We start from the raw sequence: 24,239 nt of genomic DNA on the forward strand, positions 1-24,239 counted from the left end.
GCCGCCGCGCCCTGATCGCGGTCGCGGCGGGCGTGGTGTTCGGCGTGCTCTTCACCAGTTGGCGGCTCGGGCTCACCGCGGCCATCCTCGCGTGTGTGGCCGACGCGGTCTACCGCGCGCGGACGTTGTCCACCATCCCGGCGTGGCGGCGCGCCTCCGCGGCGGAGCGCCAGACGGAGGCCCAGCTCAAGAAGCTGGAGCGGAACGGCTACCGGACGCTGCACGCGCGGGCCATCCCCGGCAGCGAGGCCCAGATCGACCACCTGGTGGTCGGGCCGACCGGCGTCTACGCCGTCGACTCGGAGAAGTGGGACAAGCGGCTGCCCGTACGGGTCCAGTCGCACCGCAAGCTCTTCCACGGCCCGTTCAACCAGAAGCCCCGGCTCGACGAGGCCCGCTGGGAGGCGGAGCAGGCGAGCGATCTGATCAGCAAGGCGCTCGGCCGGGAGATCACCGTGGTGCCGTCCCTGGCGGTCTACGGCCCGGCGATCCCCTGGCGCATCCTCAACGTGCGCGAGGTCGACGTCTTCTCCGGCGGGCTCGTACGCAAGTGGATCACCAAGCGGGAGAGATCGCTCACCACGGCCGAGATCGACGCGATCTACCGGGCCGCCGAGCGCGTGCTGCCCGCGCGCTACCCCGAATAGAGGCGGCGCGCCGTCCCGAGGTGTGGACAGCGGTCTCGGCGGCCGGGCGGTGGCCGTACCATTTGAAGACTCAGTAGTCTCCAGATGGGGGTCCCTCGATGCCCGCTCTCAGGTCCCGCACTGTCACTCACGGCAGGAACATGGCCGGCGCCCGTGCGCTGCTCAGGGCCACGGGCGTAGCGGGCAGCGACCTCGGCAAGCCGATCGTGGCGATCGCCAACAGCTTCACCCAGTTCGTGCCCGGCCACGTGCACCTGCGCGAGGTCGCCGAGGTGGTGGCAGGCGCGGTCAGCGAGGCCGGAGCCGTCCCGCGTGAGTTCAACACGATCGCCGTGGACGACGGCATCGCGATGGGCCACGGCGGCATGCTCTACTCGCTGCCGTCCCGCGAGCTGATCGCCGACGCGGTCGAGTACATGGTCAACGCGCACTGCGCCGACGCGCTCGTCTGCGTGTCGAACTGCGACAAGATCACGCCCGGGATGCTGCTCGCCGCCTTCCGGCTCAACATCCCCACGATCTTCGTGTCGGGCGGGCCGATGGAGGCCGGCAAGGTCCCCGGCCGGAAGCTCGACCTGATCGACCCGATGATCGCCTCCGCCGACACGAGCGTGTCGGACTCCGAACTCCTGGAGATGGAGGAGAACGCCTGCCCGACCTGCGGGTCCTGCAGCGGCATGTTCACCGCCAACTCCATGAACTGCCTCGCGGAGGCGATCGGCCTGGCCCTGCCGGGCAACGGCACCACGCTGGCCACGCACAAGGCCCGCAAGGCTCTGTTCGAGAACGCGGGACGGCAGATCGTCGACCTCACCCGGCGCTACTACGAGCAGGACGACGAGTCCGTCCTGCCCAGGAACATCGCCACCCGCGATGCGTTCGAGAACGCGATGGCGCTCGACGTCGCCATGGGCGGCTCGACCAACACGATCCTCCACATCCTGGCCGCCGCGCGCGAGGCGGGCGTCGACTTCGGGCTCAAGGAGATCAACGAGCTGTCGCTGCGCGTGCCGTGCCTGTGCAAGGTCGCCCCGGCGACCATGAAGTACCACGTCGAGGACGTGCACCGGGCCGGCGGCATCCCCGGCATCCTCGGCGAGCTGGACCGGGCCGGTCTGCTCCACCGCGACCTGCCGACCGTCCACTCCGCGTCCATCGCGGAGTACATCGCCAAGTGGGACCCCAAGTCTCCCGAGGTCACCGACGAGGCCATGGAACTGTGGCACGCGGCCCCCGGCAACGTGCGGACGGTCAAGCCGTACTCGCAGGATGCCCGCTGGGAGTCGCTCGACGTCGACCGCGCCGAGGGCTGCATCCGCGACCTCGACCACGCCTACACGAAGGACGGCGGCCTCGCCGTGCTGTACGGCAACCTCGCCCTGGACGGCTGCGTGGTCAAGACGGCCGGTGTGGACGAGTCGATCTGGCGCTTCTCGGGACCGGCCGTCGTGTTCGAGTCGCAGGAGGACGCCGTCGAGGGCATCCTCGGCGACCGGGTGAAGCCCGGCGACGTCGTCGTCATCCGCTACGAGGGCCCCAAGGGCGGTCCGGGGATGCAGGAGATGCTCTACCCGACGAGCTTCCTCAAGGGCCGCGGCCTGGGCAAGGCGTGCGCGCTGGTCACCGACGGCCGCTTCTCCGGCGGCACCTCGGGCCTGTCGATCGGCCACGCGTCCCCCGAGGCGGCCGAGGGCGGCACGATGGCCCTGGTCGAGGACGGCGACATCATCGAGATCGACATCCCGGGCCGCTCGATCGAGCTCAAGGTGGCCGAGGACGTGCTGGCCGCCCGGCGTGAGCGGCTGCTGGCGGACCTTGGCGGCTACCGGCCGCGCGACCGGCACCGCCCGGTGTCGGCCGCCCTGCAGGCGTACGCCGCGCTGACCACCTCCGCCTCGACGGGCGCCTCGCGGGACCTGTCGCAGCTCTCGTCCCGCTGACCGGTCCCTGACGGCCGCCACCCCCGTCGGGGGGTGGCGGCCGTCAGGCGTTGTCCCTCGTGAGACGCACGCGGGTCACCGCCCGTTCGCGGTGCCCGCGAAGCCGTCCAGCGCCGCCCCGATCTCCCGGCGCATGGCGTCGCTGCCGGTGTGGCCCGCGTCGTCCACCACGACCAGACGCGCCTCGGGCCACGCCTGGGCGAGTTGCCAGGCGGTCTCCAGCGGTCCGCCGAGGTCGAGGCGGCCGTGGACGAGCACGCCGGGGATGCCCGCCAGCCGGTACGCGTCGCGGAGCAGCACGCCCTCCTCCAGCCATGCGGCGTTCGAGAAGTAGTGCGTGCAGATGCGGACGAACGCCTGCAGCGCCGGGGAAGGCCGGTCACTGTAGGCGTCCGGATGGCCGTTGACCTCGTGGGAGATCACCGCGTCCTCCCACGCGGTCCAGTCGCGAGCGGCCCTGGCCCGCACGCCGGAGTCGGGGTCGGACATCAGCCGCGCGTAGGCGGCGACCAGGTCGCCGTCGCGCCACTCCTCGGGGACCCCGCGGCGGAAGCGCTGCCACTGCTCAGGGAGGAACCGGCGGACTCCCCGGTAGAGCCAGTCGATCTCGGAGCGGCGGGTCATCGTGACACCGGCGATGACGATCTCCGACACCCGCTCCGGGTGGGCTTGGGCGTAGGCGAGGATGAGGGTGGAGCCCCAGGATCCGCCGTGGAGCAGCCACCGCTCGACCCCGAGACGCTCACGCAGCCGTTCCATGTCCGTGACCAGGTGATGGGTGGTGTTGGTCGTCAGGTCGGCCGCCGGATCGCTCGCATGGGGCAGACTCCGGCCGCAGTTGCGCTGGTCGAAGAGGATGACGCGGTAGCGTGCGGGGTCGAAGGCCCGGCGCCGGCCCGGCGTGCAGCCCGAGCCGGGGCCGCCGTGGACGACGAGCGCGGGCTTGCCCTCGGGGTTTCCGCAGACCTCCCAGTAGACGAGATGGCCGTCGCCGGTGTCCAGATAGCCGTGGTCGTAGGGCTCGATCGGGGGATGCACCCAGAGAAACTACAGTGATCGCCATGGGCGGGGAAGCGGTTTCCCGGCGGCGGACGGGCCGTCGCCCGCTCACCCCGGTTCCGGCGTCCCCGCCCCGCGCGGCCCGCCGGAGCGGCCCGCGTTCACCAGCTCGGTGTCCCGGCGGCGATCAGCTGTACGAGACCGACTGCACGCTGCAGTTGGTCATCCACGGGCCGGGATAGACCGGAGCCGTGGTGCAGCCCCAGGTGGCCGTCACCGTGGTGACTCCCGCGGGGATGGTGATACCGCCGGACGAGCCGTACATGTCGTACTGATGGCCCTGGCTGCACATGGCGCGGGCGCTGACCGACGTCGTCCCGCTGGGCAGCGTATGCGTGGTCTGCCACGAGTGCGTGGCCGGGACCGCGACCAGGCTGGGCGTCCCCCCCAGCCCGTACGGCGAAGCGCTGAGGCTGGGGCCGACGGGGTACCAGTCCCTGGTGTCCCCGAAGCTGTTGTAGTTGAGGCAGTCGATCGTGGCGTTCAGCGTGATGGTGGACGCCGTGGCGGGGGTGGGCGCGAGCGCCAGGCTGAGCACTCCGGTCGTCACGAGCGTCGCGCCGACCGCCAGCACTCGCCTCACTGAATTAACCGCGAACATGGGGTATCCCTTCTCACGCCTCTGACAGCAGCCACAGCGAATGCACCATCTCCCTTCGGCGCCGTCAATGAACCTGCTTTTTCGGCGGGCCGGAAGGCATGGCCACCCCCGACGCGGAAACCGCACGTCGCCGAGGACCGGAAATGCCGTACCGGTCAGGCCGATCCTCCAGGATCCGATACGCAGCGATGATCGCGGAATTCGTGCCGGTGGCTCGCCGAAATTCCGCGAGCGCGGGAATTCGCGGGATTTTCAAACAGCACCGGATCGGTGAAAGATTCACCGATCCGCGTGACGGTCCGCGGGCGTGAGTGGCACGCCCGCGGACCCGCCGACCGGAGCGGACCGTGGCTAGCGGCCCTTGTGCTCCGCCTTCCGCGCCTCCGCGAGGAGCGCGATGAGCGCCTCGGTCATACGCAGCACTCCGGCCTTCGCCGCGCCGTCCTCGACGTGCCTTTCCGCACGTTCGGCGAGTTGCCGCAGATGGGCGATGGCAGGAGGCTCGTCACCGGCGAGACCGGCCCGTTCGGCGTGCCGGAGACGGTCCTCCAGGGAAGCGGCGACAGACCCGCTGATACGACCGGCGGCGGCGTACTCGCCGATCAGGTCGCGGATGTCGGAGTACCACGCCGGATCGCGGGTGAACGACCTGGGGATGTAGCCGGCCTCGGCACCGGCGAGCGTCGTCGCGACGACCTCGCCGGCGTACGACCGCACGGTCGGGTAGAGCTCCGCGAGCTGCGCGTCGGTCAACGGCACCGAACTGCCGTCGAGGAAGCAGAAGCCCGGCCCGGTGTTGCTGCCGCTGTTGACGCGCAGCGGCGCCTCCTGCTGGGCGAGCCGGATGCCGCCCAGCGCGACACCGAGGTCGTCACGGGCGACCGCCGGCGGAGTCGTGTCCGCCATCTGGATCTTGGGGGCCGCGGGGGGCCGCACGCCGTGGGCGACCCAGGCGACGGTGTGGTCGTAGACCGCGTTCTGCACCATGTGCTGCGGAATGCGGGACAACGAGGGCAGCGCGCACGTCTGCGGCTCGCCCGGGTAACCCCCGGGATAGGAGCCGATGTCACGCTTGCGCAGCGGTCCGTAGTCCCTGATGAGTTTCCAGTCGCCGTGCGACGCGCCGGCCACCTCCCAGCTGGTCAGGACCGGCGAGTCGGCCTGGGCGCGGGCCGCCGCCGACAGGATGCCGCCGCTCACGTCGCCCTCGGAGTTGATCCGGAACACCGGCGTCGCGAGATCGGTGCGCAGGACGCCACCGCCACCGTGCAGGACGACCGCGTCGAGGACGTTCGCGAGGGGCTGGACGCCGTTGTGATAGTTCGCGAGGCGACCGGCCGACTGCGAGTGGCCCGTGGCGATCACGTACCGGGGCGGGGGCAGCTCGCCGAGCGGGTCGATGCCCACCGGGCTGCGGACGGCCTTCACCGCCTGGCTGAAGATGTCGTAGGACAGGCTGTCGTCGTTGATCGTCCCACCCGCGGTCACGTCGAGGGCTCCGTAGCGGGCGGGGCTCCACGCCTTGAGCCCGGTCGCGGAGTGCACTCCGGCGCGCTGGGCGGAGACGCCGACCCAGGCGTACCCCTCCCGGATCAGATGCTCGTGCGACTGGAACCAGTCGACCTCCTGGTCCCACTGGTTGCTGACGTTGTACCACTCGGCGATCACGACGCCGTTGAACGCCCGGGGCGAGACCGGGCGGCGCACGACGATGCGCGTGCTGTACGGGTTGCCCGTGCTGACGACGGTCGCGGTGCCCGTGCCGGACGTCGCGTACCTCGTCGCCGTGCCCGATACGAAGAACTCCTGCTCGACGTAGCCCGCCGCCTTCAGGTCGACGTCGGTGGCGAGGAACGGGTAGCCGTGCGCGGGATCCCCGACGGCGGTGGTGCGCGCGATCGGTCCCGTGAGCACGGGATCGGCGACGCTGTCGCCGGTCGCGGTGGACGGGCGGGGCGCGGTCTCGTTCCGGGCGGGCCCGGACGCGCTCGCGGGAGAGGCGAGCGCGAGGGGCAGGACCAGCGCGCCTACGAGGCCGAGCACGGCGAAGTGGCGGTGAACGTGTCGGAGAGATGCAAGAGGAGCAGGCAAAACTTCACCTCGCTGCGAGAGGCCGGGAGGGGGGTCGTCCGGATCAGCGCGCTGTCTCTGTCGCAGACACTAACCGCGCATACGAACGAAAGATAGTCTTGCCACCGTCATACTTTCGATGAATTCAACACAAAGTCACCGCATCGCCGGACGAACGTGTCGAACTACCTCAACCGCTGGCGGGTGTTGCTGGCGCAGCGCGCTCTCCGCGACGAGGACGTCCGGGTCGGGTCGCTGGCGGCGGAGCTGGGGTACGCCTCCGAGAGCGCGTTCAGCACAGCGTTCAAACGTGAGGTCGGCGAATCACCGCTGCGCTACCGGCACCGGGTGCGCAACGCACTCGCGGCTCGATCTTCTCGCGCAGGTGGTGCGTGAACGCGGGAACCACCGCGGCGCCGCCTCACGCCGGAGCGGTGATCACGGTCAGGTGTTCTTCGGTGCGGAAGCCGGCCGACTCGTATACGGACTCGGCCATCGCGCTCGCGTAGAGGTAGGCGGTGGCGGCGCCGGCGGCGTAGCCCGCGCGGACCATCGCCATCGTGACGGCCCGTCCGTAACCCCGCCGTCGGTGGCCCGGGAGCGTGGTGATGTTGAAGATTCCCGTCAAGCCGCCCGAAACGGCCGTCATTCCCGTCCCTACCGGTATGCCGCGCAGCTCTGCCAGGTAGAAGGTGAGCCCGTCGACGTTCGCGAGAGATCGGTCGGCCATCGCCGTGAACATCTCGCGTGGCGCCTCGAAGCCGTCGGCGACAGTCTCGGCGTAGAGGTCGAGTTCATCGGCCGGCACGGCGCGAATACGCAGGGCGTCGACGGCCGGTTCGGCCGGAAGTCCTCGCTCGGGCCTGCGTATCATCAGCGGCTGTCTGGTGAACTGGGTCAGCCCGTGCTCGGCGGCCACCTTGGTGACGAGAGGCCCCGCCTCTCCGCGCACATGGATGCTCCAGGGAACCTCCCATCGGCCTTCGAAGGCTGCCAGCGCCGCTATCTCGTCGGGGATCGGCTCCACGTCGGGGCTGATGACGGCGTTCAGCGTGGCGATCGGAGCCCCGGAGACGGCCAGCACAGCGCCGTTCGGCCCTCGTCGTGCGTGACCTGTGACAGCGGCGAGCTTCTCGAAGGTGGCCGCGTACGCTGCCACAACCGGCTTGATCGGGTCATCGGCCGGAATGATCGGGGTAACCATAAGTAACACCTTGTCGTAGTCTGTCAGCCGGTCGAAGGCCGGCGGTCGACCCAGTCGACGATGAGCCGGCGCTCGGCGAAAAGCCATCGGCTGTCCTGCCGGACGAAGGCGTCGTGGTAGCGGATCGAGATGAGCATGAGGGTGCGCTGCCCCTCCTCGCTCCAGAGATGGTACGCCAGGCAGTAGGTTCCCCGGTCGCGCGGTCGCCGTCGACGGTCACCGTGCTCTGACCGATGAAGTGCGTCGTCTTGTCGTAGGTCCGCAGCCCGCCGAAGGCGGAGGCCAGCTTGTCACGGCCGTTGAGGGTCTGCGCCGGGACGGTGGTGCCGGGCTCGCCGTCGTCGCCGACTCGAATTCTCCGGCCGTCGCGCAGGGAAGTAATGGCTGGCACGGCGGCGACACGATGGTGACCATCCGATAAGGCGTTCGGAAAAATGTCAGTCCTCGTCGCTATTGTCGAAATATGGCCAACGTCATTCGGCACTCGCTGACCGCCGAGGAACTCGCCGCCCTCGCCCTGTCACTCGCTCACCTCGGTGCCGGCCCCCAGTCGGTCACCGCCCGGCGCGGCCTGCGCCACGCTTTCGAGCACCTCGATCTGGACGACGACGTCATCGCCACGACCCTGACCACCCTGACCACCCCACTGCCCACGGACGTCGCCCGCCGGGCGCGGGTGGTGGCCAACGCGATCACCACGCGCCAGGTGATCCGCATCCAGTACCACGACGGCACCGGCCGGATGACCGTCCGCGACGTCGAGCCGGTGACCTGCCTGGTCCACCGGGAGTTCTGGTACCTGGTCGGCTGGTGCCGCATGCGCCGCTCGATCAGGGCCTTCCGCTTCGACCGGATCCTGGCGGTCGAGCCGACCGACCTGCCGGCCCGCCCCCACCTGCCCCAGCGCTACCTGCCGTTCCAGCGACGCCCGCGGGTCAGGCGCCCGTCCGCGGCCTAGGACCCCCTGAGAGGGCCGTACGGCCCGTGGGCGTGACACCCACGGGCCGCGCGGCCGTGGCGCGTCAGCCGCAGCAGCCACCGCCGCAGCACCCGCCGCCTCCGCCACCCGCCGGGCGGGCGGCGGAGGTCCCGGACGCGCGGCCGGTGACGGCCACGGTGGACAGCAGCTTCACGGTGTCTTCGTGGCCGGAGGGGCACACCGCCCGGTCACCGGCCTCGGCCATGGGACGGTTGAGCTCGAACGTCGATCCGCACGCGCGGCAACGGTAGTCATAGCGAGGCATGTCTCAAGCCTACGGCCCGCCGTCGCGGCGCGACATCGGGCGGCCCCCGATCAGCCGAACCGGATGCTCGCGTAGTCCGTGACGGGCGAGAAGCCGAGCCGCTGGTAGATGGAGTTCGACGTCGGGTTGTCGAGATCGGTGAACAGCAGCACCTCGGTCGCGCCGTCGTCCAGCGCCTTCCTGCTGGCCGCGTGGGTGACGGCGCTGCCGTAGCCGCGCCCGCGCAGGTCGGGCGGGGTGTAGACGGGCCCGATCCTGGACATCCCGGCGATCGGCGCGGAGGTCCCCGCGATGGCCACGGGGCGCTCGCCGTCCTCCCACCAGACCAGTTCCTCGCGGTTGAGCCGCGCGGCGACGACCGGGGTGGGATCGGCCGTACGGTCGACGTGCGCCTCGTCCTGGAACGCCCGGAAGAAGCGCACGGCCATCGGCAGGTCGCCTGGGCCCGCGACCCGGGGCTTCCCCTCCGCGCGGGGCGCCCGCAGCGCGCCGAGACGGTAGAGGCGCTCGGACCGGCGGCGCGTCTCCGGCCGCCACCAGGCGTCCGCGAACGCCTCCACGACGCGCACGGGACCGCCGGCCTCCAGGACGTCCGTCTCCATGTCCATCAGGTCGCGGGCCAGCAGGGGAAGCGCCGCCAGGGGGACGTCGCCGAACGCGAGCGGGTACGGCGGGGTCCGGCACGCCGCCCCCGCCACCGTGCCGTCGTCGTCCTCCAGCCAGGCCAGCAGGTGATCGCCGGTGAACTGGCCGCTACGGATGCCGCGCAGCGCGGTCAGCAGGACCGTGTTGCGGACGGGATCACGCAGCAGCCAGGGCTCGGCCGCCGCGGCGTACGCCTCGACCTCGGTGGTGATCACCCATCTCATGCCGGATCAGGCCGCCGTCTCCGACAGGTAGGGCGCCCACAGCGGATCACCGTCGAGTTGCGCGCCGATGAGGCGCCAGTGCGCGCCGTGCGGCACCGCGGGGGCGACGCGCAGCGCCCAGCCCAGCTCCTCCAGCAGCCTGTCGGCCTTCCTGTGGTTGCACGGAGTGCACGAGGCGACGCAGTTCTCCCAGGTGTGGGGGCCTCCCTTGGACCGCGGGATGACGTGGTCGATGGTCTCGGCCCGCTGGCCGCAGTAGGCGCAGCGGAAGTTGTCCCTGCGCATGAGCGCCGCGCGGGTGAGCGGGATGCGCGTCCGATAGGGAATGCGGACGTAGCGCCGGAGCCGGATCACCGAAGGGACGTCGAGCGTGCGGGTGGCCGAGTGGAGCACCGCGCCCCGGCCGTCCCGGTGCACGACATCCGCCTTCTCCCTGAGCACCAGGATGACGGCCCTGTGCAGGGAGAGCGTGGTCAACGGCTCGTATGTGGCATTGAGGAGCAGGACTTGGCGCATCAGCCGGCCTCCACAGCGATCTCGGCTGTGCGCCTGGGTTGTGGGCCCGCCTGTTGGGACCCGCGTGCTTCCGTCACAGGGACCTCCGCCGGACGGCCCAGCGGATGGTCACCACGGCACCGCCCCTCACCAAAGTGTGGCCTTTACCGCGACCCCTTCGCCACCCATAAAAGGGTCCGTGAGGTGAACGACTGGGACGCCTGCTGCATCTATGCCCAGCCGATCACCCCTTTATTCCCGTCTTGGCCGGGTACGGCCGATGTACCGTCGCAGTCGTCCAGCTGATTTAAAGTGCCAGCATGAGCCGACCGCCGTACCCGCCAGCCCGCCGTGACGACATCGTCGACGATCTCCACGGAACGCCCGTCCCCGACCCGTACCGGTGGCTGGAGGACCCGGACGATCCGGCGACGAAGGAGTGGCTGGACGCCCAGGAGAGCCTGTTCCGGTCCGCCGAGCTGGAAGGGCGCGACCACTTCCGGGCGCGCGTCGCCGAACTGCTGCGCTCGGGCTCGGTGGGGACGCCGTCCTGGCGCGGAGGACGCCGCTTCTTCACCCGCCGCGCCCCCGACCAGGAGCATCCGGTCCTGTACGTCGGTGAGGGAGACGGCGAGCGCGTGCTGCTCGACCCGACCGCCCTGGACGCCTCGGGCCTGACCACGCTCGACTCCTACCAGCCGGACAAGGAGGGCAACCGGCTGGCCTACCAGATCTCCGTGGGCGGCGACGAGGAGTCGCGCCTGTACGTCGTCGACGTGGCGACGGGAGAGGTCGTCGAGGGGCCGATCGACCGCTGCCGCTACTCCCCCGTGGCCTGGCTGCCCGGCGGCGAGGCGTTCTACTACGTGCGCAGGCTGGCGCCCTCGCTGGTCCCGGCGGGCGAGGAGCAGTATCACCGGCGCGTCTACCTGCACCGTGTCGGCACCTCCCCCGACGACGACGTGCTGGTCTTCGGCGAGGGCCTGGAGAAGACCAACTACTACGGGGTGTCGGTCTCCCTCGACGGCAGATGGCTGTCGGTCTCCGCCTCCCAGGGGACGGCCCCGCGCAACGACCTGTGGGTGGCCGACCTGACCTCCTCGTCGCCCGAGGCGCCGGAACTGGTCACCGTGCAGCAGGACGTCGACGCCCAGACCGGGCTCCACTTCGGCCGTGACGGGCGCCTCTACGTCTTCACCGACCGCGACGCCCCGCGCGGGCGCGTCTGTGTCACCTCGCCGCTGACGCCAGGTTTCGAGCACTGGCGCGACCTGATCCCCGAGGACGCCGAGGCGGTGCTGTCCGACTTCGCGATCCTCGACGGCATGGCGGAGCCGGTCCTGCTCGTCGGCTGGACCCGGCACGCCATCGGCGAGATCTCCGTGCACGCGCTGGAGAGCGGCGAGCGGACCGGCGAGGTCCCCCTGCCGGGGCTCGGCTCGATCGGCGGGATCGTCGAGCGGCCGGAGGGCGGGCACGAGGCCTGGTTCAGCTACACCGACGAGATCACCCCGACCGCGGTCTACCACTACGACGCGCTGACCGGCGAGACGAGCCTGTGGGCTTCGCCCCCCGGCGCGGTCGAGGTGCCCGAGGCGACCAGCGAGCAGGTGGTCTACCGTACGGCGGACGGCACCGAGGTGCACATGCTGATCACGTCGCGTCCCGGCTCTGGGCCCCGCCCCACCATCCTGTACGGCTACGGCGGTTTCGGGATCTCGATGAACCCGGGCTTCTCCGCCACCACCCTTGCGTGGGTCGAGGCGGGCGGCGTCTACGCGGTCGCCCAGTTGCGCGGCGGCGGCGAGGAGGGCGAGCAGTGGCACCGGGCCGGCATGCTCGGCCACAAGCAGAACGTCTTCGACGACCTGCACGCCGCGGCCGAGCACCTCATCGCCACCGGCGTCACCAGCCCCGACCAGCTGGCCATCTCCGGCGGCTCAAACGGCGGGCTGCTCGTCGGCGCGGCGCTCACCCAGCGCCCCGACCTGTACGCGGCCGTCGTCTGCTCGGCCCCGCTGCTCGACATGATCCGCTACGAGAAGTTCGGTCTCGGCGCGACCTGGAACGTCGAGTACGGCTCGGCCGAGGTGCCTGAGGAGTTCGCCTGGCTGTGGGGCTACTCGCCGTACCACCACGTCCGCGAGGGGGTGTCGTACCCGGCCACGCTGTTCGCCGTGTTCGCCTCCGACAGCCGCGTCCATCCTCTGCACGCGTGGAAGATGGCGGCGGCCCTGCAGCACGCGCAGGCCGGCGACCGCCCGATCCTGCTGCGCAACGAGGCCGAGGTGGGTCACGGCGCCCGGGCCGTGAGCCGGTCGGTCGAGCTCGCGGCCGACCAGCTCGCGTTCCTGGCCAGGCACACCGGCCTGAAGGTGGGCTGACCTCAGCGGGGGAAGACGACGGTCTTGTGGCCGTCCAACAGCACGCGGTGCTCCGCGTGCCAGCGGACGGCCCGGCCGAGCGCCTGGCATTCGAGGTCACGGCCGATCGCGGCGAGGTCCTCCGGCGAGTGGGTGTGGTTCACCCGCGCCACCTCCTGTTCGATGATCGGCCCTTCGTCGAGGTCGGCCGTCACGTAGTGCGCCGTCGCGCCGATCAGCTTCACGCCCCGGGAGTACGCCTGGTGGTACGGCTTGGCGCCCTTGAACGACGGCAGGAACGAGTGATGTATGTTGATCATGCGCCCGGAGAGCTTGGCGCACATGTCCTCCGACAGCACCTGCATGTAGCGGGCCAGCACCACCAGGTCGGCCTGGTAGTGGTCGACCAGGGTGAGGATCTCCGCCTCCTGCCGCGGCTTGGTCTCCGGGGTGACCGGCAGGTGGTGGTAGTCCACCCCGTTCGACTGGGTGAGCGGGCGCAGGTCGGGGTGGTTGGACGCCACGCCCACGATCTCGATCGGCAGCAGTCCGGAGCGCACGCGGTAGAGCAGGTCGTTGAGGCAGTGGTCGAACCGGCTGACGAGCACCAGCACGCGGGTCCGCACCGCGAGGTCGAAGAGCTGGAACTCCATGGAGAACTCCGGCGCGAGCGAGGCGAAGTCGGCCCGCAACTCGTCGACGGCGGACCCGCTGGCGAACTGCACGCGCATGAAGAACCGCGCCTCGACCGGGTCGCCGAACTGCTGGCTCTCGATGATGTTGCAGCCCTTCCCGGCCAGCAGCCCGGAGACGGCCGCGACCACTCCGGGCCGGTCCGGGCAGGACAGGGTCAGCACGTACTCAGCGCTCATGCTCAGATCCTCGACAGCGGCGACGTATCTGGTCAAGCGTAGGGCCAGCGGCCCTACGGGCGCGGCCAGACGCAGCCCGCTCATCCCTCCTTGTCGTGCCGTTCCAGCGCGGCGCGTACGTCGGGGTCGTGGGGAGCCAGGGCCAGCGCCCGGCGCAGGTCGGACAGCGCCTCCCTGCCACGGCCGAGCGCGTCGAGCGCGGTGGCCCTGTTGAAGTACAGGGCGGCGTCCTCGCCCAGCTCGATCGCCCGTGTCAGGTCGTCCACCGCGCCCGGCGCGTCGCCGGTCTCGAACCGCAGGGTCGCTCGGTTCGCCCAGGCGGAGGCCAGGCGGGCGTCGGCGGCCAGCGCCGCGTCGAACGCCAGGGCCGCCTCCGCGTAGCGTCCGGCCTCGGTCTCCAGCTGCCCCAGCACGGCGTGCAGGTGAGCGTTCCCCGGGTCCAGCGCGAGCCCCGCCTCGACGTCGCGCCTCGCGGCCTCGTGGTCGCCGAGCATCTCCAGCACGCCGGCCCGGTTGACGTACGCGTCGAGGTAGCCGGGATCGAGTTCGAGCACGTGGCCGAGGTCGGCCAGGGCGCCCTCCAGGTCCCCGCCGGCCAGGCGCAGCTCGGCCCGGTTGTAGTACGCCTCGGGCAGCGGCGGGCTCACCCGGATCGCGGTCTCGTAGTCGGCCAGCGCCTCCCGCGTGCGGCCCGTCCCGAACAGCAGGTTGCCCCGGTCGAGATAGTGGTCGGGGAAGCCCGGGTCGATCGCGACGGCGCGGTCGAAGTCGGCCAGCGCCTCCCGCGTGCGCCCCAGGCGCGCGAGAAGCTGCGCGCGGTTGGCGAACAGCACCATGCGGTGCACGGGGTGGGCGTCCTGCGGAAGGTCCCGTTCGGCCAGGTCGATGGCCGACTGCACCAGGCCGAGCGCCTCGTCGGCCCGCCCCTCCCGCAGCTCGATCAGCGCACGGGCGTTCTGGTCGAAGCCGAGCTTGAAGGCCCGCGTCCGCCGGTCGGGCAGCAGCGTGGATATCGCTATCGCCTCGTTGATCCAGCCCCTCGCCCTGGCCAGGTCACGGCGCGCCGGGTCGTGGTCGCGCGCGTCGAGCATCGCGGTGCCGTACGCGGCGGCCGCGTGCACGGCGGGATCGACGCTGACCCGCCGGGCCTGGTCGTACAGCTCCTGCGCCTGCGCGCGCCGGCCCAGCCCCGCCAGGGCGGTCGCGGTGCGCTGGGTGAAACGCCACCACAGCTCCGAGCCCGGCTCCACCAGCCGCAGGCCGCGCGAGCCCAGCTCCACGACGGCGTGGAGGAACCCCTCGGTGACGCAGTGGTCCACCGCCGCCCACAGCGCCCGCGCCGCCGCGTCCGGGTCGCCGCCGTGCTCCAGGTGATACGGCACCGCGCCCAGGGCGTGCTCCACCGCCGCGTCATCGGCCCTCAGCTCGGCGGCGCGCCTGTCGTGCCTGCGCGCGCGTTCCTCCGGCGGCAGCGACAGGTACGCCTCGTAGGCCCGGGGGTCGTCGGAGGTGCCGTCCGAGGCGATGTAGTCACCGGGCGGCCCGCCATGGGCCGGCGCCTCCACCGGCCGCATGCCCTCCCATGGCGGCTCGGCCGAGCCCACCGCCAGCGTCAGGCCCGGCACCCGGCGCGCCAAGACGCGCAGCAGTTCGCGGTCGGCGGGATCGGCCTCGTGCAGGTTGTCCACCAGCAGCGTCCGCGGCCCCTCCAGGCAGTCGCGCACGAACTCGGCGACGCCGTTGGCGAGCCGCAGCGTGCGGCGTGGCGCGGGCACGAGGATCCGCTCGTCCTCGGTCAGGCGGTCCTCGATGGGCTGCCGCCGTGCCGGCACCAGAGCGCGCAGGCCGGGTGCGACGGCGCGGATCTCGATGTCGTGCTCCGCCACCAGGCCCGGGGAGCGCTCCACAGCGACCGGCACGAGGGCGCGCAGGAGCGCGCCACCGATCGTGTACGGACCGCGCAGCCGTCGGTGCCCGTTGACCACGGGCGCCACTGGGGGCGGCACCCCCAAGGCATGGTTCTCCAGCGCTCGGAGGGCCGCTACACGGTCGCGGGAGAGGTCTCCCCGGACCCAGATGTGGTTCGGGAGGACACTCACCCCTTGTGGATGACGCTCGACGTTCCGCTCAGCTTCGTCGTCCCCGGCTTACGGATCATGATCTTCTTCATGGCGCCTCTCCCCACTCTTGTGGACAAGGCACAAGTATTCGCAGGGATCAGCTATCCGCCAAGGGATGGAAGCATTATCTATCGGGAGAAAAGCGGGGAGACCACACCATTCAGTTGCTTCTCGATATAAATAACCACGTTGTCGCCACACGCCTCACGCCGCAGCTCCCGCCAGCCGGATTTGCGGTAGAGCTCCAGCGCGGCGACCTGGCGCAGGGTGGTGTCCCCGCGCAACGTCGTGTAACCGAGCCTGCGCGCCCGCTCCTCGAGCTCCTGCGTGATCCGCGCGCCGTAGCCGCGCCGCTGGTGTTCGGGGTGGACCCGCAGCCGGCACATCTCGGCGGTGCCGGCGTCGATGCGCCGCAGGCCGCCCATCGCGACGAGTCCCGTCCCGGGCACCTCCCCGACGAGGAATTCACCCCCGGCCGCCAGGTAGATCTCGGTGATCCGCGGGAAGTCGTCGTCGTAGTAGACGCCGTCACCCGGCACCACGCCCACCTGGGCCAGGCCGATCTGGTGGAGGGACCACACCGCGTCGAGATCCGACCAGCGGTACCGCCGGATCCTCAGCGGCGCGATCCCGCTCTCCCCGCCTCTCACGGGATCTCCCGGATCGAGATGTCCCGCCAGCGCGTCACCTGCCACACGTCCTCCTCGCCACGCACGTCACCCGGCGTCCCGGAGCAGCTCCGGCGGGATCGTAACGCGGCTCTCCTTGATCACCTCGCAGAACTCCTGCAATTCGGCGGAGTCACCGTGCTTGGCCCTGATCGCCTTCGCCAGGTCGTACGCCGGTTTGAGCAGCAGGTCGGTCCTGTGGTCCTTGTCGACCAGTTCGATGGCCTCCCTGCCCAGCTGGATCGCCGCCTGGAAGTCGCCGTCGATGAGCCGGCACATCGCCCGGTCGAAGCGGATCAGCGTCTGGTCGAGCAGGTCCTCGTCCGTGTACTTGTCGAGCGCCTGCTGCAGGATCACGTCGGCCTCCACGGTCTGCCCCAGCTTCACCAGGACGTCGCCCTGGTAGAAGTAGAGCTGCCGCTCGGTGTAGCCGAAGGCCGGGTCCTCCCGGTCGCTGTCGCTCATCTGCTGGAAGGCCGCCCTGGCGCGGTGCAGGGCCCGCTTGGCCTGCTCGACAACCTCGTGCCGCGAGCCGTTGACGCCGGCGATCTTCGCCAGTGCCCTCGCCTCGACGACCGGCGCCATGGTCCTCGCGGCGCAAGGGGTGTGGCCGGCCAGGTCGCGGCTCTTCTTCGCCAGCGTGAGCGCCTCGCGCGGGTCGCCGTAGTAGAGCGGGACCAGCGCCTCTCTGGCGGTCACCCAGGCCCGCAGCGCGCGGTCCCCGGTCTCGTCGGCCGCGATCCTGCCGGTGCGGAAGAACGACCGGGCCATCCGCTGGTCTCCCAGGTCGATCATGATCATCCCGGAGAGCCCGGCGAGCTGGGCCGCCATCCGGCACAGCCGCTCCTGCACGTCGACGGGCTGGCGGCGGTCCAGTGACTTGCGCACCGCGGCGAACTCCAGCATGACGTCGCAGAGCAGCCGTACGGGCGGGGTGTTCATGTACTGCCGCCCGAAGCCGGACGTGGCCTGTTCCCACTGGTCGAGCATCGCCGGCGACACGGTGGCCGAGACCATGGTTTCGTCCATACGCCGACGGAGGTTCTCCACCGCGCCGAGCACCTCTTCGTTGAGCTCTTGGAGGCCGGTCGCCCCGACGGCGCCGCCGGCGAGGAGCCTCAATAGCGTCCTCCGTAGCACGTTCTCGTCCTCCTCGCCCCCGTGCGTCGTGGGGATCGCACCGCCCGACGGGGCCGGCGCCACCCACGGAGCGGGTGAAGTGTCAGGTCTGTCCTCTTGTGGGGCTCCACTACTTAACTCGGCGGCATGTCCGTGGCCGCATATACACGGGCTCTCGAACCCGAGGGCCAGCGGTTCCACCCGATAGACCGAGCACAAGTAGTGGAGATACTCCGGGCCGGGCCGCTTCATGCCCGACTCGTACGCGGACAGTAGCGTCTCTCCGATGCCGGGGACGGCTTTTCCGTCCCTCTCGAAGAGAGCGCGCACCTGCTCGATCACATCGGCGAGCGCCACGCCGTACGAGAGGCGGTGTGCCTTGATCCTGGTCGTGCCGAACTGTGGCCCGCAGTCGTTGTGGATCTCCTCGGCGATCTCGGCCAGCCCGCGCCCGGCGGCCAGGCCCCGCGCCCGAATGCGGCGCGCGATCTCCGTCTCCCTGTGTTGCCTGCCGGACATTCCGGCCCCTCTCTCGCGGCCGGCCGCTTTCGCAGCCCGTGGTCTCGAGCGGCCCCTCACCATGTGACCGAGAGTGACGCCGCCGTCGCGCTCCGACCACACCATAATGATGGACCATAGTTGGCCCGGCCAAGCCCCCAATGCGAACCTGCCGACTAAGGATCGTCCCCCGATAGGGGTTTTCTTTCAACCAGCAGGGGTTTTCCTTCACCGCAGCCACTTAGGCCCTCGTTGACCCGAGCACTTCTGTGAGCCATCTTTGGCGCACCAGAGTGAACAGACGGGAACGCAAAGTAGACATTCTGCCTGCGAACGGAAACAAAGGAGGAAGTCACGGTGGGGGAGGACGATTTCCGGCGCCTGGAGCATCTGGTGGCCGAACTCGACGCGCGGGGTCTGCTCGCGCGAGTCGTGCGCACCCCGTCGGGCCGCGCCTACGTGCGCGTGATCAACCCCGACGCGACGAGCCTCACGGAGAACGTCGTCTGCCAGGCGGCCGACTACTGGTGGTCCTGGGGTGAGCGGATGCACCGGGCGGACGACCCCGCCGGAGCGGCCACGAAGGTGGCCCGTGTGCTCGCCGCGGTGAGCGAGTAGGGGAAGGTGGCGGCCATCGAGGTGGAGGCGCTGAAGACGCAGTCGCCATGGTGCCGCCGCATCCACCGCGGCCTAGGGGGGCGGGCAGGACGCCCGGTGCGGAGCGTGGCCGTCGTGCCGCCCCTGCGCGACGCGACGCTGCGGCGTCCAGCCCGCCCCCGGCCCGTCCGCATTCTGGCTCTACCGGCGGGCCCCCCGGCCCGCCGGCATCATGGACCGCCGTCCGGCCCCGTCGAGCAGGGGGGGCCGGGCGGTGATCGAGGGGGATCCCCCTGTGGAGAACGGCGACGGGCACGCTTCCGGGTGCGCGCCCTCGCCCTGCCTCCGTCACTGGAGCGTGTCCGGTCCGCCCTCCGCGGCCCCGGACGGGACACGCTTCCGTCTACCCCGGCGATGTGACGCGGGCCGGATCAGTCGGCAGTATTGGCTACGTCCATGACCTGCCGTTGAATCGATCCAAGGGGGATCCACCTCGTGTTACCGCTGTCGCCCGTGACGCCCGGCCCTGAGCAGACCGTAGTGCCCGACCCCGACGTGGTCGCCGCGAAGGTCTCGGCGGCGTGCGCGAACAACGAGGGCATCTTCTGCACGGTCCTGAACAGCGTCTTCCCCGAGAGAGACTTTCCCGCCTGGGTGCAACTCCTGGGCGGCATCGTCGACGTGCTGCTCCTGATCGCTTTGATCATGGCGGGCGCGCTGATCGTCCGCAACGTCGTGCACCGGCTGATCACGCGGGTCACCGTGCGGGCCAGCGTGGGCGTGCTGCCGGAGCGGCTGCGCGGCAAGGCCGTGCTGACCAGCACGGAAGCGGCGACGGCGATCATGACGGAGCGCCGCAGGGCCCGGGCAGAGACGATGGGCTCGGTGCTGCGGAGCCTAGCGTCCGTAGTGGTCCTGGGCACCGCGGCGCTGATGATTTTCGCGAAGCTCGGGATCGCCATCACGCCGTTGCTCACCAGCATCGGCATCCTCGGTGTGGCGGTCGGCTTCGGCGCCCAGGAGCTGGTCAAGGACTTCATCGCCGGCATGTTCATGCTCCTTGAGGACCAGTACGGCGTGGGCGACGTGATCGACACCGGTGTGGCGGTCGGCACGGTGGAGGCCGTCACGCTCCGCATCACCCGCCTGCGTGACGCCGACGGAAAGGTCTGGTACGTGCGCAACGGCACGATCACCCGGGTCGGCAACGAGTCGCAGGGCTGGTCGAGGGCCGTGGTGGATGTCCCCGTGCCGTACGACAGCGACGTGGCGACGGTCCGCGAGCTGCTGACGGGCATCGCCACCGACTTGTGGGAGGACCCGGAGTTCCGGGACACGATCGTCGTCGAGGAGCCGCAGGTCTTCGGCCTGGAGTCGATGTCGGGCTCGTCCGTTATCTTCCGCGTCAGCGCGAAGACCGTGCCCGCACGGCACCTGGAGGTCGCCCGCGAGCTGCGGCTGCGGGTCAAGCGGGCATTCGACGAGAAGAGCCTCACCTTCGCCTCCTGATATTACCGATCGGTAGCTGGCTTAGGCTGAAATCGTGACCAGCGAGCAGACCCTGTCCTTCTACGAGGCGGTAGGCGGCGAGGAGACCTTCCGGCGGCTCGTCCACCGGTTCTACGAGGGCGTGGCGGGAGATCCCCTGCTGCGCCCGATGTACCCCGAGGAAGACCTCACCGGGGCGGAGGAGCGGCTCCGCCTGTTCCTCATGCAGTACTGGGGCGGCCCGAGGACCTACAGCGACCAGCGCGGCCACCCCCGTCTGCGGATGCGGCACGTGCCGTTCGTCGTGGACGAGGCGGCGCGAGACGCCTGGCTGAGGCACATGGGCGACGCCGTGCGGTCACTCGAACTGCCGGCCGAGCTAGAGAAGCAGCTGTGGGACTACCTCGTCTACGCCGCCCACAGCATGGTCAACGCTTAAGCAACGGAAGCAGCGGGCAGCCAAAGACACATGGAAACGACCCCCTGGTGGCGTGACGCCGTTGTCTACGAGATCTACGTCCGCAGCTTCGCCGACGCCTCCGGCGACGGTACGGGCGACCTGGCGGGAATCCGCGACCGCCTGCCGTACCTCGCCGAGCTCGGCGTCGACGCTGTCTGGCTGACCCCCTTCTACCCCTCCCCCATGGCCGACGGCGGCTACGACGTCGCCGACTATCGCGATGTGGATCCGTTGTTCGGATCGCTGGCCGACTTCGACGACCTGGTCGCCGACGCGCACGCGCACGGCCTGCGGCTGATGGTGGACATCGTGCCCAACCACAGCTCGTCCGCCCACCCGTGGTTCCAGAAGGCCCTGGCGTCCCCCAGGGGCTCGCAGGAGCGTGCGCGGTACATGTTCAGGGACGGCGGCCCCGAGGGCGGCGGAAGCGGCCATGGAGAGCCGAACAACTGGCTTTCCACCTTCGGGGGCCCGGCGTGGACCCAGGCGCCCGACGGGCAGTGGTACCTCCATCTGTTCGCGCCCGAGCAGCCCGACTTCAACTGGCGCAACCCGGAGGTGCGGGAGGAGTTCCTCGACATCCTGAGGTTCTGGCTCGACCGGGGCGTGGACGGCTTCCGCATCGACGTCGCGATGGGCCTGATCAAGGAGGAGGGACTGCCGAACACGGACCCGGGGTTCAGGGCGAGGTCACCCATCTGGAGCCGGCCGGAGGTGCACGACATCTACCGCGAGTGGCGGCGGGTGCTCGACTCCTATCCCGGCACCCGCGTCGCCATCGGCGAGGTCTGGACCGACTCCGCCGAGGACCTCGCGCTGTACGTGCGGCCGGACGAGTTGCACCAGAGCTTCAACTTCGCGTGGCTGGAGGCCCCCTGGTCGGCGACGGCCTTCCGGAAGGTCATCGACGACACGCTCAAGGCCGTCACCTCGCCGACCTGGGTGCTGTCCAACCACGACGTCGTACGGCACGTCACCCGCTACGGCCAGGGGTCGCTCGACCCGGAGGCCGGTCTGGCCCGGGCCCGCGCGGCGTTGCTCGCCATGCTCGCCCTGCCGGGTTCCGCCTACCTCTACCAGGGTGAGGAGCTCGGGCTGCCCGAGGTCACCGACCTGCCACCGCAGGCGCGGCAGGACCCGATCTTCGCCCGGTCGAACGGCGAGGTGCCGGGCCGCGACGGCTGCCGGGTGCCGCTGCCCTGGTCGGGCACAGAGCCGCCGTACGGATTCGGGCCCGGTGACGGCTCCTGGCTGCCGCAGCCCGCGGACTGGGCCGATCTCACGGCCGAGCGGCAGGCGGCCGACCCGGCCTCGACGCTGTGGTTCTACCGCCGTGCGCTGCGGACGCGCCGGGAACTGCGCGGCACCCTGCCCGACGCGATCACCTGGCTGGAGTCCCCCGAGGAGACGCTGTTCTTCCGGAGAGGCGGCCTGATCTGTGTGATCAACTGCGGTGAGGGCCCGGTCGCGCTGCCGACCCACGACCAGGTGCTGATGACAAGCGGCCCGCTCGACGGCACCGCCCTTCCCGCCGACACCGCCGCCTGGCTGCTCGCCGGCTGACCTCGCCGTGTCCGTGACCGGCCGTGGGCTTCTCGCGTCGCGGCCGGTCCCGGGCCGTGCCACGGCTGAACCACGGCGTGTGGCGACGGCTGGATCAGGGCTGGATCAGGGCGTCCCTGAGACCGCCGTAGACCGGGTGTCCGGGCGGGCTCTTCGGTTCGGGGTCTTCTCCGTGCGCGCGGGCCTCAGGAGGCGGCGTAGAACCGCTTGAGGAAGAGGATCTCGTCCTCATCGAGCCTGCGCGGACGGGCGGACGCGGCGTCGTACGCGACCAAGATCGTGCGCGCCTCGACGTAGAGCGTCTCGTCGTCGCGGATCTCGTAGGCCAGGGTGAAGCGGACCCTGGAGATCTCGGTCACCCACACCTCGACGCGGACCGGTTCGGTGCGGAACGTCAGGGCCCGCCGGTAGTCGATCTCATGCCGGGCCACCACCAGGTCCTGTCGGCGCCCCTCGACCTCACGCGGCCGGTCCCACAACATGGCCACCCGCGCGTCCTCGAGGTAGTCGAAGAAGCGGACGTTGTTGACGTGGCCCAAGCTGTCGATGTCGGCGAAACGCACGTTGCGCTCGAAGACGTAGCGGGACACCTGATCCGGATCGGTAAGCGGCTCGGTCACCGGTCAAACCTAACGGGCGCCCGTCCCCCGCTCGGCGGCGGGGGACGGGCGCCCGTGGACAGCGGAGAGAGCGCGGCTCAGTCGCGGGTGAGCTTGCGATAGGTGACGCGGTGCGGGCGGGCGGCGTCCGCACCCAGCCGCTCGATCTTGTTCTTCTCGTAGTCGGCGTAGTTGCCCTCGAACCAGAACCAGTTCGAGCCCTCTTCCCACGCCAGGATGTGGGTGGCGATGCGGTCGAGGAACCACCGGTCGTGCGAGGTGATCACGGCGCAGCCCGGGAAGTCGAGCAGCGCGTTCTCCAGGCTGGACAGCGTCTCGGTGTCGAGGTCGTTGGTGGGCTCGTCCAGCAGCAGCACGTTGCCGCCCTGCTTGAGGGTGAGCGCAAGGTTGAGCCGGTTGCGCTCGCCGCCGGACAGGACGCCCGCGAGCTTCTGCTGGTCGGGGCCCTTGAAGCCGAACGCCGCGACGTACGCCCGCGAGGGCATCTCGACGTTGCCGACCTTGATGTGGTCGAGCCCGTCGGAGACGACCTGCCAGACGTTCTTGTCAGGGGCGATGCCGGCCCTGCTCTGGTCCACGTAGGAGATCTTGACGGTCTCGCCGACCGTGATGGACCCGGTGTCGGGGGTCTCGGACCCGGTGATCATCCGGAACAGCGTGGTCTTGCCGACACCGTTCGGGCCGATGATGCCGACGATGCCGTTGCGCGGCAGATCGAAGGACAGCTCGTCCATGAGCAGCCGGTCGCCGAAGCCCTTGCTCAGCTTCTCGGCCCGGATCACGGTCGTGCCCAGACGCGGGCCCGGCGGGATCTGGATCTCCTCGAAGTCGAGCTTGCGGTACTTGTCGGCCTCGGCGGCCATCTCCTCGTAGCGCTGGAGACGGGCACGGCTCTTGGTCTGGCGGGCACGCGCGTTGGAGCGCACCCACTCCAGCTCCTCCTCAAGGCGCTTCTTGCGCTTGATGTCCTTTTGGCCTTCGACCTTGAGACGCGCGGCCTTGGCCTCCAGGTAGGTGGAGTAGTTGCCCTCGTAGGGGTAGCACCGGCCGCGGTCCAGCTCCAGGATCCAGGTCGCGACGTTGTCGAGGAAGTAGCGGTCGTGGGTGACGGCCAGGACGGTGCCGGGGTACTTCTCCAGGTGCTGCTCCAGCCACTGGACGCTCTCCGCGTCGAGGTGGTTGGTGGGCTCGTCGAGCAGCAGCAGGTCGGGCTGTTCGAGCAGCAGCTTGCACAGCGCGACCCGGCGGCGCTCACCACCGCTCAGCTTGGACACCTCGGCGTCCGGCGGCGGGCAGCGCAACGCGTCCATGGCCTGCTCTAGCTGGCTGTCGAGGTCCCACGCGTTGCGGTGGTCGAGCGCGTCCTGCAGACGGCCCATCTCCTCCAGCAGTTCGTCGCTGTAGTCGGTGGCCATCTGCTCGGCGATCGCGTTGAACCGGTCGAGCATCGCCTTGGTCTCGGCGACGCCCTCCTCGACATTGCCCAGCACGGTCTTCGACTCGTTGAGCTTCGGCTCCTGCATCAGGATGCCGACAGTGAAGCCGGGCATCAGCCGGGCGTCACCGTTGGACGGCTGCTCCAGCCCCGCCATCATCTTGAGCAGCGTCGACTTGCCCGTGCCGTTCGGGCCCAGGACACCGATCTTGGCCCCCGGCAGGAACGACAACGTGACATCGTCGAGGACCACCTTGTCACCGTGCGCCTTGCGCACGCGCTGCAACGTATAGATGTACTCCGGCAT

Annotated in this window: 23 protein-coding genes; 9 read left to right on the forward strand and 14 right to left on the reverse strand. The window is 70.5% G+C overall.

All coding sequences use genetic code 11. The features are described 5' to 3' along the window. The first annotated feature begins 44 nt into the window (after positions 1–44). The gene (locus tag HHX31_RS30850) at positions 45–647 is read left to right on the forward strand and encodes a nuclease-related domain-containing protein (RefSeq protein ID WP_311932359.1); all 603 of its coding nucleotides are present in this window, start codon (positions 45–47) and stop codon (positions 645–647) included. Positions 648–745: 98 nt separating this feature from the next. Next, positions 746–2,587: a dihydroxy-acid dehydratase gene (gene ilvD, locus HHX31_RS30855; protein ID WP_169952840.1), complete on the forward strand. Its 1,842-nt coding sequence runs from the start codon at positions 746–748 to the stop codon at positions 2,585–2,587. A gap of 75 nt (positions 2,588–2,662) precedes the next feature. Here the strand turns inward: ilvD and pip are convergent, their stop codons facing one another. From pip to HHX31_RS30870, 3 genes are all read right to left on the reverse strand, one after another. Beyond that, on the reverse strand, positions 2,663–3,625 hold the full coding sequence (gene pip, locus HHX31_RS30860) for a prolyl aminopeptidase (protein WP_169952842.1): 963 nt from the start codon (positions 3,623–3,625) through the stop codon (positions 2,663–2,665). A gap of 148 nt (positions 3,626–3,773) precedes the next feature. Further along, positions 3,774–4,229: a hypothetical protein gene (locus tag HHX31_RS30865; RefSeq protein ID WP_169952844.1), complete on the reverse strand. Its 456-nt coding sequence runs from the start codon at positions 4,227–4,229 to the stop codon at positions 3,774–3,776. Positions 4,230–4,598: 369 nt separating this feature from the next. Next, entirely contained in the window at positions 4,599–6,290 is a 1,692-nt protein-coding gene (locus HHX31_RS30870; protein WP_169952846.1) for an alpha/beta hydrolase domain-containing protein, read from the reverse strand. A 204-nt stretch (positions 6,291–6,494) separates the two neighbouring features. Between HHX31_RS30870 and HHX31_RS30875 the strand changes: the two genes are divergently transcribed. Next, positions 6,495–6,713, forward strand: coding sequence for a helix-turn-helix domain-containing protein (locus HHX31_RS30875; RefSeq protein WP_311932360.1), 219 nt, complete (start codon positions 6,495–6,497; stop codon positions 6,711–6,713). A 25-nt stretch (positions 6,714–6,738) separates the two neighbouring features. Here the strand turns inward: HHX31_RS30875 and HHX31_RS30880 are convergent, their stop codons facing one another. Continuing rightward, entirely contained in the window at positions 6,739–7,608 is an 870-nt protein-coding gene (locus HHX31_RS30880) for a GNAT family N-acetyltransferase (protein WP_211590561.1), read from the reverse strand. Then, entirely contained in the window at positions 7,493–8,005 is a 513-nt protein-coding gene (locus HHX31_RS36090; RefSeq protein WP_211590562.1) for a nuclear transport factor 2 family protein, read from the reverse strand. The genes HHX31_RS30880 and HHX31_RS36090 overlap by 116 nt, the downstream gene beginning before the upstream one ends. On the opposite strand from HHX31_RS36090, the gene HHX31_RS30890 reads away from it, so the two are divergent. Then, a complete protein-coding gene (locus HHX31_RS30890) occupies positions 7,985–8,479 on the forward strand; it encodes a YafY family protein (RefSeq protein WP_169952848.1) in 495 nt (164 codons plus the stop codon). The two genes, HHX31_RS36090 and HHX31_RS30890, sit on opposite strands and share 21 nt — an antisense overlap. 64 nt (positions 8,480–8,543) lie before the next feature. Here the strand turns inward: HHX31_RS30890 and HHX31_RS30895 are convergent, their stop codons facing one another. The 3 genes from HHX31_RS30895 to HHX31_RS30905 are packed head-to-tail and all read right to left on the reverse strand — an operon-like array spanning position 8,544 to position 10,150. Next, entirely contained in the window at positions 8,544–8,765 is a 222-nt protein-coding gene (locus HHX31_RS30895; RefSeq protein WP_169952850.1) for a zinc ribbon domain-containing protein, read from the reverse strand. 50 nt (positions 8,766–8,815) lie between these two features. Continuing rightward, positions 8,816–9,634 (reverse strand): GNAT family N-acetyltransferase, encoded by an 819-nt coding sequence (locus tag HHX31_RS30900; RefSeq protein WP_169952852.1) that lies wholly within the window; start codon positions 9,632–9,634, stop codon positions 8,816–8,818. Between the two features lie 6 nt (positions 9,635–9,640). Then, entirely contained in the window at positions 9,641–10,150 is a 510-nt protein-coding gene (locus HHX31_RS30905; RefSeq protein WP_169952854.1) for an HNH endonuclease, read from the reverse strand. Between the two features lie 299 nt (positions 10,151–10,449). On the opposite strand from HHX31_RS30905, the gene HHX31_RS30910 reads away from it, so the two are divergent. Continuing rightward, positions 10,450–12,513, forward strand: a complete 2,064-nt coding sequence (locus tag HHX31_RS30910; protein ID WP_169952856.1) for a prolyl oligopeptidase family protein — start codon at positions 10,450–10,452, stop codon at positions 12,511–12,513. Between the two features lie 2 nt (positions 12,514–12,515). On the opposite strand, the gene purU is transcribed toward HHX31_RS30910, so the two are convergent. The 4 genes from purU to HHX31_RS30930 all read right to left on the reverse strand — a co-directional run bounded on the left by purU (position 12,516) and on the right by HHX31_RS30930 (position 17,790). Beyond that, a complete protein-coding gene (gene purU, locus HHX31_RS30915) occupies positions 12,516–13,364 on the reverse strand; it encodes a formyltetrahydrofolate deformylase (RefSeq protein WP_169952858.1) in 849 nt (282 codons plus the stop codon). An 80-nt stretch (positions 13,365–13,444) separates the two neighbouring features. Then, complete coding sequence (locus tag HHX31_RS30920) at positions 13,445–15,370, reverse strand: tetratricopeptide repeat protein (protein ID WP_311932365.1); 1,926 nt, start codon at positions 15,368–15,370, stop codon at positions 13,445–13,447. 242 nt (positions 15,371–15,612) lie between these two features. Then, positions 15,613–16,179 (reverse strand): GNAT family N-acetyltransferase, encoded by a 567-nt coding sequence (locus tag HHX31_RS30925; protein ID WP_311932366.1) that lies wholly within the window; start codon positions 16,177–16,179, stop codon positions 15,613–15,615. A gap of 21 nt (positions 16,180–16,200) precedes the next feature. Further along, a complete protein-coding gene (locus tag HHX31_RS30930) occupies positions 16,201–17,790 on the reverse strand; it encodes an XRE family transcriptional regulator (protein WP_169952862.1) in 1,590 nt (529 codons plus the stop codon). Between the two features lie 336 nt (positions 17,791–18,126). Between HHX31_RS30930 and HHX31_RS30935 the strand changes: the two genes are divergently transcribed. The 4 genes from HHX31_RS30935 (at position 18,127) to HHX31_RS30950 (ending at position 21,877) form a co-directional block, all read left to right on the forward strand. Beyond that, positions 18,127–18,387, forward strand: a complete 261-nt coding sequence (locus tag HHX31_RS30935) for a hypothetical protein (protein WP_030509616.1) — start codon at positions 18,127–18,129, stop codon at positions 18,385–18,387. A 474-nt stretch (positions 18,388–18,861) separates the two neighbouring features. Next, positions 18,862–19,875: a mechanosensitive ion channel family protein gene (locus HHX31_RS30940; protein WP_311932368.1), complete on the forward strand. Its 1,014-nt coding sequence runs from the start codon at positions 18,862–18,864 to the stop codon at positions 19,873–19,875. A 34-nt stretch (positions 19,876–19,909) separates the two neighbouring features. After that, positions 19,910–20,293 (forward strand): globin, encoded by a 384-nt coding sequence (locus HHX31_RS30945; protein ID WP_169952864.1) that lies wholly within the window; start codon positions 19,910–19,912, stop codon positions 20,291–20,293. Between the two features lie 30 nt (positions 20,294–20,323). Then, complete coding sequence (locus tag HHX31_RS30950) at positions 20,324–21,877, forward strand: alpha-amylase family glycosyl hydrolase (RefSeq protein ID WP_169952866.1); 1,554 nt, start codon at positions 20,324–20,326, stop codon at positions 21,875–21,877. A gap of 185 nt (positions 21,878–22,062) precedes the next feature. Here the strand turns inward: HHX31_RS30950 and HHX31_RS30955 are convergent, their stop codons facing one another. Both HHX31_RS30955 and ettA read right to left on the reverse strand, forming a co-directional pair. Further along, positions 22,063–22,497: a thioesterase family protein gene (locus HHX31_RS30955; RefSeq protein WP_311932370.1), complete on the reverse strand. Its 435-nt coding sequence runs from the start codon at positions 22,495–22,497 to the stop codon at positions 22,063–22,065. A 77-nt stretch (positions 22,498–22,574) separates the two neighbouring features. After that, positions 22,575–24,239, reverse strand: a complete 1,665-nt coding sequence (gene ettA / locus HHX31_RS30960; protein WP_169952868.1) for an energy-dependent translational throttle protein EttA — start codon at positions 24,237–24,239, stop codon at positions 22,575–22,577.

Source organism: Microbispora sp. H11081, assembly GCF_012999535.1.
Taxonomy (GTDB): domain Bacteria; phylum Actinomycetota; class Actinomycetes; order Streptosporangiales; family Streptosporangiaceae; genus Microbispora.